Genomic DNA, 18,828 nt, shown 5'->3' on the forward strand with positions numbered 1-18,828 from the left:
GCGGACGGTTCACGCCTCCGGGGCGAGGACCTGCCCCTTCCGTAGCTGCGCGGTGGCGAGGACGGTGCCGTCGGGCGACGTCAGACGGGCTCCGGCGTACCGGGTGAGGTCGACGGGAACCACCACGCCCCAGCTGCCGTGGCCGTCGCGCACGGGGAAGTCGCCGACGCGGACGCTGGTGCCGTCGGCGCGATCCAGGAAACAGCTGACCGTTCCGGTGTACCGGGTGCCGGGGCGGGTCATGCCGACGGACACGAAGATCCAGCCGGGGCTGCCGGGGTGGGCGTAGACCTCGCCGACGGGCTGCCCGCCGCGCCCGGCCGGGGTCATGTCCCCGACCAGCACCGGCTCCGACTCGACGGCGGGCGGCGGCGAGGCGGTGACCTCCTCGACGGCGGTGCCGACCGCCCAGCCGGCGAATCCGACGGCGACGGCGCACGCGGCACCGACCGCGGCGACCCGTACCCGGGCCCGCCGGGCGCCGTGGCGCAGGCCCCGCCGCGAGCGCCCGAAGACGCCCGCCGGTCGCTGTCCCCCGGGGGCCGGCGTCGACTGGGCGAGGCCGCGCGCCACGCGGGTCTCGAAGCCGGGCGGCGGCTCGCGGTCCGGCAGCAGTCCGACCAGCCGGTCGCCGACCAGGGTCAGTTGCCGGATGTACTCCCGGCAGTCCGCGCACCGGTCCAGATGGGCGACCGCCTCGGCCCGCTCCCGGCCGGGCAGCACGCCCAGCGCCAGCTCGGGACCGATCTCCCGCAGCTTCTCGCAGTTCGCTTCACTGGACATGGTCGCCTCGTTCCGGAGAAGCGACGGTGGTGCGCAGCCGTGCCATCGCCGTCCTGATCCGCGTCTTGGCGGTACCCAGCGGGATCCTCTCCGCGTCGGCGACCTGCTGGGCCGTCATGCCGTAGATGCCGGCCATCATCAGCGCCCGTGCCTGTTCCCGTGGCAGCCGTGCCAGGGCCGAGCGGACCAGGGCGGAGGCCTCGTCGGCCAGCGCCCACCGCTCGGGGGTCTCCGTGACGGCGTCCAGCAGGTCTTCGAGGTCCTCGGGTGCCAGCGGTTCCGTCCGCCGGGCCCGGATCGCGTCGACGGCCAGGTTGTGCGCGATGGTCGTCAGCCAGGTCATGACCGAGCCCCGGCGCGAGTCGTAGATCTGCGCATGACGCCACGCGCGCTCGAACGTCTGCTGGGCGACGTCCTCGGCGAGCTGCTGGTCCCCGGTGACGGCCATGGCCACACCGAACACCCGGTGCTGGAACCTCCGTACGAAGATCACGGCCAGCTCCGGATCGCCGGCGGCCAGCCCGGACAGCAGAGCCTCGTCCGGGAGGCGGCCGACGGGGAACCGATATCCCGCCACACCTCTGTATACGTTCGACGGCCGCCAGGGGATTGCCCGTCTCCCCGGCCGCTCGCCGCGGAAGATCACATGCCCATTCTCCGTCGGCCGGCCGCGCCCCGCACGGTCAGTGCCCGTTCTGCGCCAGCCGCAGCAGATGGTCCGCCAGGGCCTGGCCCCCGCTGGGGTCCCTGCTGATCAGCAGCAACGTGTCGTCGCCGGCGATCGTCCCCAGGATGTCGTGCAGCTCCGCCTGGTCGATGGCGGAGGCGAGGAACTGCGCGGCCCCCGGAGGAGTCCGCAGGACCACCAGGTTCGCCGAGGCCTCCGCGGAGATCAGCAGCTCCTGGGAGAGCCGCCGCATCCGCTCCTCCTTGGCCGACTCCCCCAGCGGAGCCCGCGGCGTACGGAAGCCGCCCTCGCTCGGCACCGCGTAGATCAGGTCGCCGTCGGTGTTGCGGATCTTCACCGCGTTCAGCTCGTCGAGATCCCGGCTGAGCGTCGCCTGTGTCACGCTCAGCCCGTCGTCGGCGAGCAGCTTCGCCAGCTGGCTCTGCGACCGCACCGGCTGCCGGTTGAGGATGTCCACGATCCGGCGGTGCCGTGCGGTGCGGGTCTGCGGCACGGCGGGCCCGGCACCGTTTCCCGCCTCGTGGTCCTGCGCCTCGCTCATCGTCGTCTCATTCTCCGGATCGTCCGTCCCCGTCCACGGGGTTCGCCGCGTCGAGGATGCCGGGCAGCGCCCGGAGCAGCGCACCCGCCTCGTCGTCGCGGAGATTCAGCGGCGGCATGAGCCGTACGACGTCGGGGGCGGGCGCGTTCACCAGGAACCCGGCCTCCTGGGCCGCCTGCTGCACCTGCGGTGCGCGCGGCCCGGTGAGCACGATACCCAGGAGCAGGCCCGCACCCCGGACATGATCGATCAACGGGTGGTTCAGGGCCTCGACGCCGTCCCGCAACCTCTCGCTCTGCCGCTTGACGTTGTCGAGCAGGCCCTCGCCCTCGATGGTGTCGAGCACGGCGAGTCCGGCGGCGCAGGCGACCGGGTTGCCGCCGAAGGTGGTCCCGTGCTGGCCGGGCCGCAGCAGTTCGGCGGCCCGGCCGAAGGCCACGGTCGCGCCGAGCGGCAGCCCGCCGCCGAGCTGCTTGGCGAGGGTGACGACGTCGGGCAGGACGCCCTCGTGGGCCTGGTACTCGAACCAGGTGCCGGTCCGCCCGATGCCGGTCTGCACCTCGTCCAGGACGAGCAGCGCGCCCGTGGCGGCGGTGATCGCGCGGGCCGCCTTGAGGTAGCCGGCCGGGGGCACGACCACGCCGTTCTCCCCCTGGATCGGCTCGATGACCACCAGGGCGGTGTCCTCGGTGACCGCGGCGGCCAGCGCCTGGGCGTCGCCGTAGGGGACGTGAGTGACCTCGCCGGGCATCGGCCGGAAGGGGTCCTGCTTGGCGGGCTGGCCGGTGAGCGCGAGGGCGCCCATCGTGCGGCCGTGGAAGCCGCCGTCGGTGGCGACCATGTGGGTGCGCCCGGTGAGCCGGCCGATCTTGAAGGCGGCCTCGTTGGCCTCGGCGCCGGAGTTGCAGAAGAAGACCCGGCCCTCCCGGCCGAACAGCGTCAGGAGCCGTTCGGCGAGGGCGACGGTGGGCTCGGCCATGAAGAAGTTGGAGATGTGGCCGAGGGAGCCGATCTGCCGGGTCACGGCCTCGACGATCGCGGGGTGGGCGTGGCCGAGCGCGTTGGTGGCGATGCCGCCGACGAAGTCGAGGTACTGCCGGCCCTCGGCGTCCCACACCCGGGTGCCCTCGCCGCGGACGAGGGGCAGCCGGGGGGTGCCGTAGTTGTTCATGAGCGCGCTCTGCCAGCGCTCGGTCAGCTCCTGGTTGCCCTGGTGGCCCGTCACTGCGCGTCCCCCTCAAGCTCGTCGGGCACGACCATGGTGCCGATGCCCTCGTCGGTGAAGATCTCCAGCAGGATCGAGTGCTGGACCCGGCCGTCGATGACGCGGGCTGTCGTCACGCCGTTGCGCACGGCGTGCAGGCAGCCCTCCATCTTCGGCACCATGCCGGAACTCAGCTCCGGCAGCAGCTTCTCCAGCTGGGAAGCGGTGAGCCGGCTGATCACCTCGTCCGAGTCCGGCCAGTCCTCGTAGAGGCCCTCGACGTCGGTGAGGACCATGAGGGTCTCGGCGCCCAGTGCCGCAGCGAGTGCCGCAGCCGCCGTATCAGCATTGACGTTGTAGACATGTCCGTCGTCCTGGGAGCGGGCGATCGAGGAGACGACCGGGATGCGGCCGTCGGCCAGCAGCGCCTCGATCGCGCCGGTGTCGATCTCGGTGATCTCGCCGACCCGGCCGATGTCGACCAGCTCGCCGTCGATCTCCGGCTGGTGCCTGGTGGCGGTGATGGTGTGCGCGTCCTCGCCGGTCAGGCCGACGGCGAACGGACCGTGCTGGTTGAGCAGGCCGACCAGCTCGCGCTGCACCTGTCCGGCGAGCACCATCCGTACGACGTCCATGGCGTCCTCGGTGGTGACGCGCAGGCCCGCCTTGAACTCGCTGACGATGCCGTGCCGGTCGAGGGCGGCGCTGATCTGCGGGCCGCCGCCGTGCACGACGACCGGCTTGAGGCCGGCGTGCCGCAGGAAGACGACGTCCTGGGCGAAGGCGGCCTTCAGTTCCTCGTTCACCATGGCGTTGCCGCCGAACTTGATGACGACGATCTTGCCGTGGTGCCGGGTCAGCCAGGGCAGCGCCTCGATGAGGATCCGGGCTTTCGGCAGTGCCGTGTGTTTCCGCGTCGTGGTCATGAGGAGTAGGCGCTGTTCTCGTGGACGTAGTCGGCGGTCAGGTCGTTGGTCCAGATGGTCGCGGTCTCGGTGCCCGCGGCGAGGTCGGCCACGATGTGGACCTCGCGGTAGCGCATGTCGACCAGGTCGCGGTCCTCGCCGACGCTGCCGTTCTTGCAGACCCAGACGCCGTTGATGGCGACGTTGAGCTGGTCCGGCTCGAAGGCGGCCTTCGTGGTGCCGATCGCGGAGAGCACGCGGCCCCAGTTGGGGTCCTCGCCGTGGATCGCGCACTTGAGGAGGTTGTTGCGGGCGATGGAGCGGCCCACCTCGACGGCGTCCTCCTCGCTCGCCGCGTTGACCACCTCGACCTTGATGTCCTTGCTGGCGCCCTCGGCGTCGCCGATGAGCTGCCGGCCGAGGTCGGCGCAGACCTGCCGGACGGCCTCGGCGAACTCCTCGTACTCCGGGGCGACGCCGGAGGCGCCGGAGGCGAGCAGCAGGACGGTGTCGTTGGTGGACATGCAGCCGTCGGAGTCGACGCGGTCGAAGGTGACCCTGGTGGCCGCGCGCAGGGCCTTGTCCAGGGTCTCGTCGCCCAGGTCGGCGTCGGTGGTGAGGACGACGAGCATGGTGGCGAGGCCCGGCGCGAGCATGCCGGCGCCCTTGGCCATGCCGCCGACGGTCCAGCCGTCCTTGGTCACCACCGACGTCTTGTGGACGGTGTCGGTGGTCTTGATGGCGATGGCGGCCTTCTCGCCGCCGTGCTCGCTCAGGGAGGCGGCGGCCGTCTCCACGCCCTGGAGGACCTTGTCCATGGGGAGCAGCACGCCGATCAGGCCGGTGGAGCAGACGGCGACCTCGATGGCCCCTCGGCCGAGCACCTCGGCGGTCTTCTCGGCGGTGGCGTGGGTGTCCTGGAAGCCCTGGGGGCCGGTACAGGCGTTGGCGCCGCCGGAGTTGAGGACGACCGCCGAGACCTGGCCGCCCTTGAGGACCTGCTCGGACCAGAGCACCGGCGCGGCCTTCACACGGTTGGAGGTGAAGACGCCCGCGGCGGCACGGCGGGGCCCGTTGTTGACCACGAGGGCCAGGTCGGGGTTGCCGTTCTCCTTGATCCCGGCGGCGATGCCCGCCGCCGTGAATCCCTTGGCTGCCGTGACGCTCATTGCATCTCCTTGTTCGCTTCTCCGCCCGTGCAGCGCAGCGGTGCGGCCATCGTCGTCGTCTGCGGCCCGGCGGCTGCCCGCACTCCCCCAGCCACCGCTGGGAGGTGCCCCCAGCTCACGGTGCGACTCCGATCATGGAAAGGCCGGTGGTCTCGTCGAGACCCAGGGCGATGTTCATGCTCTGGACGGCACCGCCCGCGGTGCCCTTGGTCAGGTTGTCGATGGCGCTGATCGCGATGATGCGGCCCACGGACTCGTCGTACGTGACCTGCACCTGAACGGCGTTCGAACCGTGGACGGACGCCGTCGCGGGCCACTGGCCCTCGGGGAGCAGGTGGACGAAGGGCTCGTCGGCGTAGGCCTTCTCGTAGGCGGCGCGCACCGCCTCGGCCGTGACCCCCTCGACGGCGGACGCGCTGCACGTGGCGAGGATCCCGCGCGGCATCGGCGCGAGGGTCGGCGTGAAGGAGACCTTCACGGGTTCCCCGGCCACCCCGCTGAGGTTCTGGATCATCTCGGGGGTGTGCCGGTGGCCGCCGCCGACGCCGTACGGCGACATGGAGCCCATGACCTCGCTGCCGAGCAGGTGCGGCTTGGGTGCCTTGCCCGCGCCGGAGGTGCCGGACGCGGCGACGATCACCGCCTCGGGCTCGGCGAGTCCGGCGGCGTAGGCCGGGTACAGGGCGAGGGAGACGGCGGTCGGGTAGCAACCGGGCACCGCGATGCGCTTGGACCCCTCCAGCGCGGCGCGGGCACCCGGAAGTTCGGGGAGGCCGTAGGGCCAGGTGCCGGCGTGCGGGGAGCCGTAGAACCTCTCCCAGTCGGCCGGGTCCTTGAGCCGGAAGTCGGCGCCCATGTCGATCACGAGGACCTCGGGGCCGAGCTGCTCGGCGACGGCGGCGGACTGCCCGTGCGGCAGCGCGAGGAAGACCACGTCGTGCCCGGCGAGGGCCTCGGGGGTGGTCTCGGAGAGCACGCGGTCGGCCAGCGGCAGCAGATGCGGCTGGAGCGCGCCGAGCCGCTGTCCGGCGTTGGAGTTCCCGGTCAGGGCACCGACCTCGACCCCGGGGTGCGCGAGGAGCAGGCGCAGGACCTCTCCGCCCGCGTATCCGCTCGCTCCGGCCACCGCCGCACGTACCGCCATGTCCATCCTCCTCCTGGATGGCATGACTATACGTATCGCTGCACGTTTATGCAATCGATCGGGGCAGCATCACCCAGCGGGAGACGACGAAGGTGACCGGGATCGCCGCCGCGGAGGCGAGCAGGGGGGCGAAGCGGCTGCCGGCGTGCAGGAGGTCGACGATCACGTAGACGCCCGCCGTGGTGATCAGGAAATTGGTCACGTTCGTCAGCGGGAACAGCAGGAATTTCCGCCAGGTGGGCCGCGTCCGGTAGGTGAAGCGGGCGTTCAGGAAAAAGGAACCGATCATGCTGAGCAGAAATGCCAGGATGTGCGCGGCCAGATAAGGAAGGGCGGTCAGGAACAACAAGTAGAGACAGTAGTAGGCCGCCGTGTTCACGACGCCGACCGCCGCGAAGGTCAGAATCTGCCGCATCAGGGGATGAGATCTTTCGTCCGTTCCACGTTGGTCGCCTTCACCAGGAAGTGCGGGCGCCCCTTCACCTCGTAGTAGATGCGGCCGGTGTACTCCCCGATGACTCCCAGCATGACCATCTGGACGCCCGCGAGGGCGGTGACGGCGGTGATGATGGTCACATAGCCGGGGGTCTGCACCCCGTTGACGAGCGCGGCGCCCACGATCCAGGCGGTGTAGAGGCCCGCGCACAGCAGCAGGCCGACACCCAGCCACAGCGCGGCGCGCAGCGGGCGGTTGTTGAAGGACAGCAGTCCGTCGAGGCCGTAGTTGAGCAGGCCGCGCAGGTTCCAGGAGCTGCGCCCGGCCTCGCGCGCGGCGTTCTGGTACTCGAAGGTGGTGCTCGGGAAGCCCACCCAGGCGAACAGGCCCTTGGAGAACCGGTTGGTCTCGGTGAGGGCCAGCACCGCGTCCACCACGCGGCGTGACAGCAGCCGGAAGTCCCCCACGCCGTCGACGAGTTCCACGTCGACCAGGCGGTTGACGAGCCGGTAGTACAGCCGGGCGGTGAGGGTCCGGGTGAGCCGGTCGCCCGTGCGAGTGCGCTTGGCGATGACCTGGTCGTAGCCCTGTTCGCGTAGTTCGATCATGCGTTTGACCAGCGCGGGCGGGTGCTGGAGGTCGGCGTCCATGACGATCACCGAGTCGCCCGAGGCGTGCCGCAGGCCGGCGAGCAGGGCCGCCTCCTTGCCGAAGTTGCGGCTGAAGGAGACGTAGCGCACCCGGGAGTCGAGGTCCGCCAGCTCCTTGAGGACCGGGAGCGTACGGTCCCGGCTGCCGTCGTCGACGTACACGAACTCCATGTCGTGGCCGAGGGGCAGCAGTTCCTCGGCGACCTTCTGGACCTCCTGGTGGAAGCGGGCGAGGACGTCTTCCTCGTTGTAGCAGGGCGCGACGATCGATATCAGCATGCGGGATCCCCCCTGGGCGCGGTCAGGAAGCGGTGGTCACGCGCTCGCGCGGTGATGTGGTCGTGGGCGGCGCCGGGGCGCGCCGGCGGCGGACGGCGGTGAGGGCGGTGAGCAGGACGAGCGTCAGCAGCGAGGCGGCGCCCACGGTCGTGCCCAGCCGTAGGCCGGGTGGGTGGAAGGTGCAGGTCAGGCTGGTGGCGGTGCCGTCGAGGGGCACGGCGATCAGACCGTGGAAGGCATCGGCGGGCCGCTCGGGTCCGTCGCCGGTGGCGCAGCGCCAGCCGGCGATCCGGGGGGCCGCGACGACCGCGATGCCCTTGCTCCCGGCGCGCAGCCGGGCCCGCACCGTGGCGCCGGAGACGGTCACCTCGGTGGCGCCGGTCGCCTTCAGACGGGCGGCGGCGGTGGCCAGCCGGGCCGTGTCCAGGCAGCCGACGGCGGCGGACGGGATGCGGCCGGGCCGGTCCGGGGTCAGCTCGATCCGCAGCGACCCCGAGGCGGGGGCGGTGCCGAGCGGCTCCATGGCGGCGCGGTTGCGCGGGAACTCGAACCGGAACCGGGCGGACTCCCCGGCGCCGGCGAGCCGCGCGGTGCCGGAGAAGTGCGGGGCCCACAGGTGGACCTGGGTGCCGGCCGGGCACCGGGCGGTGATCACCGGCCGGGCCAGGGCGTTCCCGGTGCCGACCCGGCGGGACGGTACCGGCCGCCCGTCGTCGTCGTGCACGGTGACGCGGGGCACGGTGTAGACGCGGCTGCCGAGCAGCAGTTCCTGGTTGCGGTACGGCGACGGTCCGAACGGTGTCCTGTCGGGCGCGGCCCGGACGGTGACCAGGGGCGGTACGTCCCGGCGGGTGACGGTCACCGGGCCGGCCTGCGGGGGGAGGTACTTCTGGTGCGGGTCGGGCGGGGAGTGCACCCGGGCGCCGACGGAGAAGACGACGTCCGTGACGGCGTTGTCCAGGCTCTGCAGGTTGCGGCCGCGCGAGGTCCAGCCGTCGCCGAGGGCGGTGAGGGTGCGGCTGAGGACGTCCGAGGTCAGGCTGCTGTAGTACTGGGCGCCCTCGCCGCCCACCAGCAGCGGGTCGTTGCCGACGGTCTGCTCGCGGCCGGGGTCGGTGCGGTACCGCGGCCAGTCGTCGGCCCCGGCGATCGCCGCCGCCTGCGTCTCCTGCCGCTCGCCCCAGGGCTCGTAGTCGTCCAGGTGCCCCAGGCGCAGCCGGGTGGCCACGGCCGAGGTGGCGGCCGTCTCGCCCACCTGGGCGCCGAGGAGCAGGACGACGGCCAGCCCGGCGAGCCGGGTGCGGTGCCCGGCGCGGCCCAGCAGGACCAGGCCGCCGACGGTGCCCGCGAGGGCGAGCAGCAGCACCGGCCAGGTGTACGGCCGCACCAGCGCGCTGCGGCTCGCGACGGCGACGATCAGCAGGAGCAGGGCGGTCGCGGCAGCGAGGGCGCGCCGGTCCGGCAGGCCGTACGCCACGGCGTGCCAGGCGGCGACGACGAGCAGGCCGCACAGCACGAACGTCTGCCGGTAGGGGCTGCCCTGCGGGGTGGCGAAGGCGTGCCACAGCAGGTGGGTGGGGCCCCACTGGAGGGAGAGGCCCACCAGGAGCGCCAGCGCCGTCCAGCCGGCGCGTACCGGGACCGGGACCGCGCGGTGGAAGGGCAGGGCGAGCGCGAGGAGCAGGGCGGTGATGCCGACGTAGAGGGCCGGGGAGCCGAAGTCGTAGGTCGTGGGCAGCAGCCGGGCGGCCACGTCCTCGGTGGGTACGGGGGCGAACTGGCGTACGCGTCCGGGGTAGGCGTGCTTCGTGCCGAAGTAGACGACCGTCACCAGCGGGGCGGCGAGGCCGATGCCGAGGGCGGTGGTGAGGGCGGCGCGGCCGGCCGCGGCGAGCGCCTGCCGGCGCGGCGGCCGGGCGAGCAGCAGGCGCAGCAGCAGGACCAGGGCGGCGCCGAGGGTGGCCATGTAGGCGGTGTAGAAGTTGGCGGTCCAGGCGAGGGCGACGATCAGGACGCCGCTCAGGCGCCGGCGTCCGGTGAGCGTCCACTCGCCGACCAGGCACAGCAGCGGCAGGGCGATCAGGCCGTCGAGCCACATCGGGTTGTAGGAGGCGTCGGCCGTGCTCCAGCCGCACAGCGCGTACGCGGCGCCGAGCAGGCCCGCCGCCCACCAGCGGCCCGGGCGCAGGGTGAGCAGCAGCCAGGCCATGGCCGCCGCGGCGGTGGCGGTCTTCAGGAGGGTGACGGTGTAGACGGCGAGGTCGATCTCGTCGCGCGGGAAGAGGGCGACGAGCAGGGCGTAGGGGCTGCCGAGGTAGGTGCCGAGGTCGGGCAGGAAGCTCGTGCCGTAGCCGGACTGCCAGTTGACGAGGAGACCGCCGTGGGCCCTGCCGTGCAGCAGGTCCCACAGGTGGGCGTGGAAGGGCACGTACTGGTTGCCGAGGTCGTTGACGCTGCGGGTGCGGGGGCCGAAGGGATGACTGCGCGCGAGTGCGTCACCGGCGCAGAACGCGGTGACCGTGACGGCGGCGGCGAGCAGGGCGGCGGCCTGCCGCGGCCGGGGGATCGCTTTCACACCCTGTTCCTGTCCGGGTGTCGCGGCGGGTTCCCGTGCGCCGTGTCATTTTCGCCGGGCGTTGTATTGCGGTGCATTTTCGGCGGTCCTCACAGAATGTGTGCCCCATCGATTCGCCGACTTAGACGGAGCGTGATTCCGGATGGTTGTGCGCTCATCGAAAAGTGAGGCGACATCTTCCGAATACGGGAAACACCGCGTGAATTACATGTCCTCTCGGAAAACATTCGCTTTCCGGGAGGTGTTCTCAAGGTGAACCGGCTTTGCGGGCCGCGTAGGCCCGGGCCGCCCGGACCCGGTTGCCGCACTTGGTGGTGCACCAGCGACGGGCGCCGTGGGAGCGCAGGAACCAGCGGGCGCACCCCTGGGCGGCGCACTCGGTGAGCAGGTCCGCGTCGGCGCCGGTGAGCAGGTCGGTGGCGTCCTCGGCGAGCTGGGAGAGCGCGGCGGCGGCCGGGTTGCCGGAGTCGGGGACGTCGGCACGGCGGGGGCCGTCGGCGGTCCACGCCAGCCGTGGGGTGGCGGGGGCGGCGGCGAGGGTGGCGTTGAGGGTGTCGAGGGCGTCGGCGGGCGGTCGCGTCCCGGTGGCCCGGGCGGCGAAGAGGGCCCGCAGCGCCTCGCGCAGGGCCCTCAGCCGGCCGGACTGCCTGCCGTTGAGGCTCACCCGGTCGGGCAACAGCGCGTGCCGGACCAGCCACAGATGCGCGGCCTCGGTGTCGTCGAGCAGGTCGACCTGGCCGTGGCTGACCGTGAACCGCGTGTTGACCAGCGCCAGCGCGGCGTACCGGTCCTCGCCGGGGACGGGGAGCTGGTGCAGGTAGACGGGGGCCTCGTGATCCACGGCTCTCATGGTAATCCTTGCGGTTCTCCGTGAGGAGGCCTTAGCGTGTCTCACGGAGAACCGAGTACAAAACCGTGAGAGGTGAGCCGTCGTGGGCTTCGACGTGGACGCGCTGCGCAAGGACTTCCCGATCCTTCGGCGGACAGTGGCGAGCGGCGCGCCGCTCGTCTACCTGGACTCCGGGGCGACCACCCAGAAGCCGCTCCAGGTGCTGGACGCCGAGCGGGACTTCTACCTCACGCACAACGCGGCCGTGCACCGCGGGGCGCACCAGCTGGCGGGCGAGGCGACGGAGGCGTACGAGCGGGCCCGGCACACGGTCGCCCGGTTCATCGGCGCGGCCGACGACGAGGTGGTCTTCACCAAGAACACCACCGAGGGCATCAACCTGGTCGCCTACGCGCTGGGCAACGCCGGCCGGCTCGGCCCCGGCGACCGGATCGTGGTGACCGAGATGGAGCACCACGCGAACCTGGTCCCCTGGCAGCAGCTCGCCGAGCGGACCGGCGCGACGCTCGACTGGTTCGGCCTCACCGACGACGGCCGCCTCGATCTGTCCCGGGCGGACGAGCTGCTCGACGAGCGCACCAGGGTGCTCGCGCTCACCCACCAGTCCAACGTCCTCGGCACGCTCAACCCGGTGCGCGCGCTCGCCGACCGCGCGCACGCGCACGGCGCCCTGGTGGTCGTGGACGGCGCCCAGTCGGTCCCGCACCGCCCGGTCGACGTGGGTGAGCTGGGCGCGGACTTCCTCGCCTTCTCCGGGCACAAGATGCTCGGCCCGAACGGCGTCGGCGTGCTGTGGGGCCGTGCCGAGCTCCTCGCCGGGCTGCCGCCGTTCCTGACCGGCGGCTCGATGATCGAGATCGTGGAGATGGACCGCACCACCTTCCTGCCGCCGCCGCAGCGCTTCGAGGCGGGTGTGCCGATGACCGCGCAGGCGGTGGGGCTCGCGGCGGCGGTGGAGTACCTGGAGCGGCTGGGCATGGCCGAGGTGGCGGCGCACGAGGAGGCGCTGACCGCCCGCGCCCTTCAGCTGCTCGCCGAGGTGCCCGGGGTCCGGGTGGTCGGTCCCGCCGACCTCACCGACCGCGGCTCGGCCGTCTCCTTCACGGTCGACGGCATCCACCCGCACGACGTCGGCCAGGTGCTGGACGAGCGGGGCGTCGCCGTCCGTGTCGGCCACCACTGCGCCCGCCCGGTCGTCCGCCGCTACGGCATCCCGGCGACCACCCGGGCGAGCTTCTACGTCTACAACACGCTGGAGGAGGTGGACGCCTTGGTGGACGGCGTCCGAGCGGCGCAGCAGTACTTCGGGGGGTGACCGGCGGCGCGCTTGCGCTGGAGTGTGCTCCAACTCCTACGGTTGCGGTCATGAGCAACGAACACAGCAGCACCCGTGACGAGCGTTTCACCCACGGCCTGGAGGTCCTGCGGAAGGTCGACGGCGAGGCCGGGCAGCGGGTCGTGGACTCGCTCGCCGACATCAGCCCGGAGCTGGGGCACCAGGTCGTCGCCTGGGCCTTCGGGGAGATCTACGACCGGCCCGGCCTCGCCCCGCGCGACCGCCAGCTGGTCACGCTGGGCATGCTCACCGCGCTCGGCGGCTGCGAGGCCCAGCTGGACGTGCACGTGAACGCGGCCCTGAACGTCGGGCTCACGCCCGAGGAGATCACGGAGGCGCTGCTGCACTCCGCCGTGTACTGCGGCATGCCGAAGGCGCTCAACGCCACCTTCGCCGCGAAGAAGGTCTTCGCCGAGCGCGGGCTGCTGCCCGTGGGACAGCGGCCCGCGCCCGCGGCTACCTCTGCCTGATCCTCAGGAAGGTGACGGAGTTCGCCGGGAAGGTGTACGTGAACCGGTCGGCGGCCCCCGTGAAGGTGGACGTCCGCGGGGCGACCGCCGTGCACGTCCGGATGTTCACCGCGTCCGGCGCGGCACGAGTGTCGTCACCTTCGCCTTCGACGCGAAGGAAGGGGCATGAGCGCGTCAATGGCGCGGGGCGGGGCCGCGTAAGCTCCGGGCATGCGTGAGTTCTGGCCGGTGCCCGACGTGCTGGCCCATCTGGCCGGGCGGTGGCACGTCGAGCGCGACGTGCGGGACCTGGCGGGCGGGGACGAGGGGCACTTCACGGGGACGACCGTCTTCACCGCGCTGGACGGCGGCGGCCTGCTGCACGAGGAGTCCGGCACCTTCACCTGGCAGGGGGTGGCGCGGCCCGCCACCCGGACCCTGCGTTTCCTGCCGGGGACCGGGCCGGGCCGGGCCGACGTGCGGTTCGCGGACGGGCGGCCCTTCCACGAACTGGACCTGACCACGGGCCGGTACGTCGCCGACCACCCCTGCGCGGCCGACCTCTACCGCGGCGAGTTCACCGTCCGGGACGCCGACCACTGGCGCACGGTGTGGCGGGTGGGCGGGCCGGCGAAGGACCTGGTCCTCACCACCGACTACGTGCGCGAAGGAGCGACCGGCCAGGTGTGCGAAGGAGTGACCGGCTGGTTGCGCTCTCCGGGGAGGCCGGTGACTCGGCGCGTCGGCAACCGACGACAACGCGGCGGATGCGCGTGCCGGGCGCCGCGGCGCCTGGATGACCCGAACGACAGGACTTAGCGGCGCGCCTGGGCCGGGACCCCGTCGAAGCGCAGGTTCCAGCGGCCGGCGCGGCCCGTGACCGTCGTCGTGGACAGCGGGCGGACGTCGATGTTCCAGTACGTCGAGGGAGGCGCCTTCAGGGCGTAGACCAGGGCCGCCCGGATCACGGACGGCTCGGCCACCGCGACGATCCGGCCGCCGTCGTCCGCCGGCCGGGTGTCCAGCCAGCCGCCGACCCGGGAGATGAACGCCAGCAGCGACTCGCCGCCGTGCGGGGTGGACCGCGGGTCGGCGAGCCAGGCGTCCACCGCCTCCGGCTCCCGGGCCATCGCCTCGCCCAGCGTCAGCCCCCGCCAGCGGCCCATGTCGCAGTCCCGCAGCGCCAGCTGGACCAGCGGGGCGTACCCCAGGGCGTCGCCGGTGGCCCGGCTGCGCGGCGTCGGCGAGCAGTAGCGCAACTCGGCCGCGGCCAGCGGCAGCAGGTCCCCGGCGACGCGCTGCACCTCGTCCCAGCCGCCCTGGTCCAGCGGCCGGTCGTCCTCGAAGCGCTCCGCGAGCAGCGCGGCACCGCGCGCGGCGGCGACGAACGTCACCCTCAGTGGCATGCGGTGATGGTGGGCCCCGGCGAGCAGCAGGTCAAGAGAGGGTGCGCGGTCAGGCGTCGGCCGACTGCCCGAAGGTGTGCACCATGTACAGCTCGGGACGGTCCAGCGGCCGGAAGCCCAGCTTCTCGTAGACCCCGTGCGCGTCCTGCGTCGCCAGCAGCAGCCGGCGCAGGCCGAGCGGCTCCAGGTGGGCGCGGATCCGGGCGACGAACGCCGTGCCGACGCCCTTGCCGCGCACCGAGGGGTCGACGTACACATCGGCGAGCCAGGCGAAGAGCGCCTGATCCGTGACCACGCGCGCATATGCCACCTGGTCCCCCGAGGCCGTGTCGTACACCCCGAAGTTCAGCGAGGACGCCATCGCCCGCTCGTGCTTCTCGCGCGGGCGGCCGATCGCCCAGTACGCGTCGGACGACAGCCAGCCGTGCACGCGCTCCACGTCGACCCGGCCGGAGTCGGCGGAGAACTCGTACCCCTCGGGAAGGTCAGGTGCATCGCTCATGCGGCGATCCTCACAGGCCCGGCTGCTCGGTGACGAGCGGATTTCGCACGGTCTCGTCGTACGCCGCCCGCAGCCGCCGCACCCCCTCCGCGATCTCCCCGGTGCCGGCGACCGCCGCGAAGCTCAGGCGGAGGTGGGCCGCGGGTGGTTCGGCGCTGAAGTAGGGGCGGCCCGGGGTGACGGCGACGCCGGCGCGCAGGGCCGCCGCGGTCAGCGCGGCCTCTCCCCCGGAGCCGACGGCACCGTCGGGCAGGCGCACCCACAGGTGGTAACCGCCGGACGGGATGTGCGGCAGGGCGAACTCGGGAAGCCGCCGGGCGAGGGCGCTGGTCATGGCGTCACGGCGGGTCTTCAGCTCGGCCGACAACGCCCGCAGATGGCGGGGCCAGGCCGGGGAGCCGACGAGTTCCAGGGCGGCCTCCTGGAGCGGCCGGGGCACGAAGAAGCTGTCCACGACCTGGATGGCACGCAGCCGTTCCAGGACCGGGCCGTGCGCGGCCAGGGCGCTCACCCGGAAGCTGGGCGAGGTCGCCTTGGTCAGCGAGCCGACGTGGACGACCACACCGTCCGGGTCGTCGGCGGCCAGGGGGCGGGGCAGCGGAGCGGCGTCGGCGTGCACGAGCCGGCGGACGTAGTCGTCCTCGATGACGAACGCGCCGGCCTCGCGGGCGATGCGCAGCACCTCGGTGCGCCGGGCGGGAGCCAGCACGGCGCCGGTGGGGTTCTGGAAGAGCGGCTGGCAGACGAAGACTCGGGCCCCGGTGGCGTGGAAGGCGTCCGCGAGCAGGTCCGGGCGGACCCCGTCGGGGTCGACGGGTACCGGGACGGGCCGCAGTCCGGCCGCGCGGGCGAGGGCCAGCATGCCGGGGTACGTGGGCGACTCCACCAGCACCGGGGCGCCGGGCGGGGCGAGCGCCCGCAGAGCGGTGGCCAGCGCGGCCTGCCCGCCCGCCGCGATCAGCACCTCGGCGGCGGTCACGGCGCCGCCGATCCCGCGCGCGAACCACTCCCGCAGCTCCGGCAGCCCCTCCAGCGGCGGCCTCCCCCAGGCGCCGGGCCGCCGCCCGGCCCGGGCCAGGGCCGCCGCCATGGCGCGCTCCGGCTGGAGCGAGGGGTGCAGATAGCCGCCGCTGAGCTCCAGGACCCCGGGGGGCGGCGCGGCCAGCGAGACCGTGACGCCGGAGGCGTCCACCGTGCGGGGTACGAGGTCGGCGGCGCCGTCGGCACTCAGCGCGACCTCCTGCCAGGAGGTGTCCCCAGCCGGGGTCTCGCTCCGCTGCGGCCGGGCCCGGAAGGCGCCCGCGCCCGGCCGGGTGACCACCAGGCCCTCGGCGGCGAGCTGGGCGAGCGCCCGGGAGACGGTCACGGGGCTCACCCGGAACCGTTCGATCAGCGCCCGGCTCGACGGGAGCTTTCCACCAGGCGAGTAGCGGTCGAGCTCCCTCCGGAGCTGTTCCGCCAGTTCACCCACACTGCTACGCTGCTGCATGAGAACACAGAGTAGCGCTACTACCCTCAGTCCGATAGCAGTCAGCGCTCCACGGGAGGCCCGGGGACTCGGCACCGTGCAGGCCGCCCTGGGCGTGGTCGCCTTCTCCCTGACCTTCCCCGCGACCGCCTGGGGTCTGGAGAGCTTCGGCCCGTGGTCGCTGGTGGCGGTGCGCGGTGTCCTCGCCGCGCTCGTCGCCGGTGGCTGCCTGCTGGCCCTGCGGGTACGGCTTCCGGCGCGGCGGCATCTGGCCGGGCTCGCCGTGGTCGCCGCCGGAGTGGTGCTCGGCTTCCCGATGCTGACCACGCTCGCGCTCCAGACGTCCACCACCGCCCACGCGGCCGTCGTGGTGGGTCTGCTGCCGCTGACCACCGCGGTGTTCTCGGCCCTGCGCACCGGCGCCCGGCCCTCCCGCCGGTTCTGGCTCGCGGCCGTGGCGGGCGCGGCGGCGGTGCTCGCCTTCACCGTCGGCCAGAGCGGTGGGGCGCTCACCACGGCCGACGCCTACCTCTTCGGCGCGCTGCTGGTGTGCGCGGCCGGGTACACGGAGGGCGGCCGGCTGGCCCGGGTCATGCCGGGCTGGCAGGTCATCGGCTGGGCGCTGGTGCTGTGCCTGCCGCTGACCGTGCCGGCCGCGGCGCTGGCGCTGTCGTACGAGCCGGTGCACCTGGGCGTGCACGGCGTCGCCGGCCTGGTGTGGGTGGCGCTGGGTTCGCAGTTCCTCGGCCTGGTCGTCTGGTACCGGGGGATGGCGGCCATCGGCATCCCCCGGGCCAGCCAGTTGCAGTTGGCTCAGCCCCTGCTCACACTGGTGTGGTCGGCGCTGCTGCTGGGCGAGCACTTCACGGTGGCCGCTCCCCTGACCGCCCTCGCCGTGCTCGTGTGCATCGCCGTCACTCAGCGGTCGTGATCGTGAGGAGGGCCTGTAGATGCGCGCATCCAAGGGCGACAAGCTGGTCCAGCACGGCCGGGTGGTGGGTCAGCACGACCACGTCTCGGAAGTCGTAGAAGTGCTCGGGCAGGAGGGCAACCCGCCGTACCGCGTCCGTTTCGAGGACGGGCACGAGGCGATCATGTCCCCTGGGCCCGACTGCCAGGTCAAGCACAAGGACGAGCAACAGCACTAGTCAGCGCGGTGGCTCCGCCGGCCCCGGGTAGTGGTCGGCGACCACCCGTGCCATCGCCCCGATCGGATCGGCCGCCAGGTCCGCCGCGGCGAAGAACACGTGCCCGCGCACCTGCGGGTACCGGGCGGCGAGGGTCAGGTGCCGGGACAGCTCGACCGGGTCCTGCCAGGCCGACGACTCCCCGGCGGCGCCCGCCCGGTACAGGGCCTCGCCGATGTACAGATGGGTCCCGGTGCCGTTCACGGCCTCCGCCCACCACGCCAGGAGCCGGGCGTAGTCGGCGGCGGAGTACCCGATCTGCCAGTAGAGCTGCGGGACGATGTAGTCGATCCAGTGGTTGCGGACCCAGGCGCGGGTGTCCGCGTACAGGTCGTCGTACGTCTCCACGCCCGCCCGGGTGTCGGAGCCGCGCGGGTCGGTCGACGCGTTGCGCCACACCCCGAAGGGGCTGACCCCGAACCGGGTGCCGGGCCGGACCCGCTTGACGGCGGCGGCCATCTCCCGTACCAGGGTGTCGGTGTTGTCCCGGCGCCAGGCGGCCCGGGAGGAGAAGGCGCCGCCGTGGCGGTCGTACGCGTCGTCGTCGTCGAAGGTCTGCCCGTCGACCGGATAGGGGTAGAAGTAGTCGTCGAAGTGGACGGCGTCGACCGGGTAGCGGGCGACCGCGTCGAGCATCGCCTGCCGCACGAAGGCGCGGACCTCGGGCAGGCCGGGGTTGTAGTAGAGCCGGCCGCCGTAGGGCACCACCCAGTCGGGGTGCCTGCGGGCCGGGTGCGAGGCGGCCAGCCGGCCGGGCTCGGTGTGCTGGGCGATCCGGTACGGGTTGAACCAGGCGTGCAGCTCCAGGCCCCGGGCGTGCGCCTCCTTCACGGCCGTGCCGAGCGGGTCCCAGCCCGGGTGCCTGCCCTGGGTGCCGGTGAGGTACTCGGACCAGGGTTCGTACGGCGACGGCCACAGCGCGTCGGCCGTGGGCCGCACCTGGAGGATCACCGTGTTGAGCCGGTCGCGGACCGCGCGGTCGAGGTGGGCGATGAGCTCCTTGCGCTGCGCGCTCGCCGTGAGGCCGGTCCGCGAGGGCCAGTCCCGGTTGACCACGGTCGCGATCCAGACGCCCCGCATCGCGGTGCTCGCGCGCGCGGCGCGGCCGGTGGGGTGCGGCACCGGACCGGCCCGGCCCGGCTCCGGGACCGCCGGAGTCCTCGTCGGCACGGCCGGTGCCGTCGCCAGCGTGGACAGCGCGCCCAGGGCGAAGGTCCGCCGCGACATGCGCCCCATCGGCACACCCCCATACGCTC

The 18,828-nt window shown here is 73.1% G+C and carries 19 protein-coding genes and 1 pseudogene; 5 read left to right on the forward strand and 15 right to left on the reverse strand.

The window, feature by feature from the left end; translation table 11 throughout:
• Positions 1–9: 9 nt before the first annotated feature.
• The 11 genes from ACH4LD_RS13270 to ACH4LD_RS13320 all read right to left on the reverse strand — a co-directional run bounded on the left by ACH4LD_RS13270 (position 10) and on the right by ACH4LD_RS13320 (position 11,224).
• Positions 10–783, reverse strand: coding sequence for a hypothetical protein (locus ACH4LD_RS13270; RefSeq protein WP_398055822.1), 774 nt, complete (start codon positions 781–783; stop codon positions 10–12).
• Entirely contained in the window at positions 773–1,360 is a 588-nt protein-coding gene (locus ACH4LD_RS13275; RefSeq protein ID WP_132786506.1) for a sigma-70 family RNA polymerase sigma factor, read from the reverse strand. Before ACH4LD_RS13275 ends, ACH4LD_RS13270 begins: the two co-directional genes overlap by 11 nt.
• 106 nt (positions 1,361–1,466) lie before the next feature.
• Positions 1,467–2,012, reverse strand: a complete 546-nt coding sequence (locus tag ACH4LD_RS13280) for an arginine repressor (protein ID WP_103812451.1) — start codon at positions 2,010–2,012, stop codon at positions 1,467–1,469.
• Positions 2,013–2,019: 7 nt separating this feature from the next.
• On the reverse strand, positions 2,020–3,237 hold the full coding sequence (locus ACH4LD_RS13285; protein ID WP_398055821.1) for an acetylornithine transaminase: 1,218 nt from the start codon (positions 3,235–3,237) through the stop codon (positions 2,020–2,022).
• Positions 3,234–4,142, reverse strand: coding sequence for an acetylglutamate kinase (argB, locus tag ACH4LD_RS13290; protein ID WP_398055820.1), 909 nt, complete (start codon positions 4,140–4,142; stop codon positions 3,234–3,236). The genes ACH4LD_RS13285 and argB overlap by 4 nt, the downstream gene beginning before the upstream one ends.
• Positions 4,139–5,290: a bifunctional glutamate N-acetyltransferase/amino-acid acetyltransferase ArgJ gene (gene argJ / locus ACH4LD_RS13295; RefSeq protein ID WP_398055819.1), complete on the reverse strand. Its 1,152-nt coding sequence runs from the start codon at positions 5,288–5,290 to the stop codon at positions 4,139–4,141. Before argJ ends, argB begins: the two co-directional genes overlap by 4 nt.
• A gap of 115 nt (positions 5,291–5,405) precedes the next feature.
• Positions 5,406–6,434 carry an N-acetyl-gamma-glutamyl-phosphate reductase gene (argC, locus tag ACH4LD_RS13300; RefSeq protein ID WP_398055818.1) on the reverse strand — a complete coding sequence of 343 codons (1,029 nt, stop codon included), beginning with the start codon at positions 6,432–6,434 and terminating at the stop codon, positions 5,406–5,408.
• A gap of 46 nt (positions 6,435–6,480) precedes the next feature.
• Entirely contained in the window at positions 6,481–6,849 is a 369-nt protein-coding gene (locus tag ACH4LD_RS13305; protein WP_398055817.1) for a GtrA family protein, read from the reverse strand.
• The gene (locus ACH4LD_RS13310; protein WP_398055816.1) at positions 6,849–7,799 is read right to left on the reverse strand and encodes a glycosyltransferase family 2 protein; all 951 of its coding nucleotides are present in this window, start codon (positions 7,797–7,799) and stop codon (positions 6,849–6,851) included. Before ACH4LD_RS13310 ends, ACH4LD_RS13305 begins: the two co-directional genes overlap by 1 nt.
• Positions 7,800–7,821: 22 nt before the next feature.
• A complete protein-coding gene (locus ACH4LD_RS13315; protein ID WP_398055815.1) occupies positions 7,822–10,374 on the reverse strand; it encodes a YfhO family protein in 2,553 nt (850 codons plus the stop codon).
• 247 nt (positions 10,375–10,621) lie between these two features.
• Positions 10,622–11,224: an ABATE domain-containing protein gene (locus tag ACH4LD_RS13320; protein WP_398055814.1), complete on the reverse strand. Its 603-nt coding sequence runs from the start codon at positions 11,222–11,224 to the stop codon at positions 10,622–10,624.
• An 82-nt stretch (positions 11,225–11,306) separates the two neighbouring features.
• On the opposite strand from ACH4LD_RS13320, the gene ACH4LD_RS13325 reads away from it, so the two are divergent.
• The 3 genes and pseudogenes from ACH4LD_RS13325 to ACH4LD_RS13335 all read left to right on the forward strand — a co-directional run.
• Entirely contained in the window at positions 11,307–12,539 is a 1,233-nt protein-coding gene (locus ACH4LD_RS13325) for a cysteine desulfurase (RefSeq protein WP_398055813.1), read from the forward strand.
• A gap of 50 nt (positions 12,540–12,589) precedes the next feature.
• Positions 12,590–13,030 carry a carboxymuconolactone decarboxylase family protein gene (locus ACH4LD_RS13330; RefSeq protein ID WP_398055812.1) on the forward strand — a complete coding sequence of 147 codons (441 nt, stop codon included), beginning with the start codon at positions 12,590–12,592 and terminating at the stop codon, positions 13,028–13,030.
• A 210-nt stretch (positions 13,031–13,240) separates the two neighbouring features.
• Positions 13,241–13,681, forward strand: a pseudogene (locus ACH4LD_RS13335) (DUF6314 family protein); the annotation flags it as partial.
• Positions 13,682–13,824: 143 nt separating this feature from the next.
• Here the strand turns inward: ACH4LD_RS13335 and ACH4LD_RS13340 are convergent.
• The 3 genes from ACH4LD_RS13340 to ACH4LD_RS13350 are packed head-to-tail and all read right to left on the reverse strand — an operon-like array spanning position 13,825 to position 16,406.
• Complete coding sequence (locus ACH4LD_RS13340; protein WP_103812440.1) at positions 13,825–14,415, reverse strand: histidine phosphatase family protein; 591 nt, start codon at positions 14,413–14,415, stop codon at positions 13,825–13,827.
• A 49-nt stretch (positions 14,416–14,464) separates the two neighbouring features.
• On the reverse strand, positions 14,465–14,917 hold the full coding sequence (locus ACH4LD_RS13345) for a GNAT family N-acetyltransferase (protein ID WP_398055811.1): 453 nt from the start codon (positions 14,915–14,917) through the stop codon (positions 14,465–14,467).
• A 10-nt stretch (positions 14,918–14,927) separates the two neighbouring features.
• Complete coding sequence (locus ACH4LD_RS13350) at positions 14,928–16,406, reverse strand: PLP-dependent aminotransferase family protein (protein ID WP_398055810.1); 1,479 nt, start codon at positions 16,404–16,406, stop codon at positions 14,928–14,930.
• Between ACH4LD_RS13350 and ACH4LD_RS13355 the strand changes: the two genes are divergently transcribed.
• On the forward strand, positions 16,405–17,316 hold the full coding sequence (locus ACH4LD_RS13355) for a DMT family transporter (protein WP_398055809.1): 912 nt from the start codon (positions 16,405–16,407) through the stop codon (positions 17,314–17,316). The genes ACH4LD_RS13350 and ACH4LD_RS13355 overlap by 2 nt on opposite strands.
• A gap of 19 nt (positions 17,317–17,335) precedes the next feature.
• Positions 17,336–17,533 carry a DUF1918 domain-containing protein gene (locus ACH4LD_RS13360; protein ID WP_132786491.1) on the forward strand — a complete coding sequence of 66 codons (198 nt, stop codon included), beginning with the start codon at positions 17,336–17,338 and terminating at the stop codon, positions 17,531–17,533.
• On the opposite strand, the gene ACH4LD_RS13365 is transcribed toward ACH4LD_RS13360, so the two are convergent.
• Positions 17,534–18,808, reverse strand: a complete 1,275-nt coding sequence (locus ACH4LD_RS13365) for a glycoside hydrolase family 10 protein (RefSeq protein WP_398055808.1) — start codon at positions 18,806–18,808, stop codon at positions 17,534–17,536.
• Positions 18,809–18,828 lie beyond the last annotated feature (20 nt).

Origin of the sequence: Streptomyces sp. NPDC017676 (genome assembly GCF_044329325.1) — a bacterium.
GTDB lineage: Bacteria > Actinomycetota > Actinomycetes > Streptomycetales > Streptomycetaceae > Streptomyces.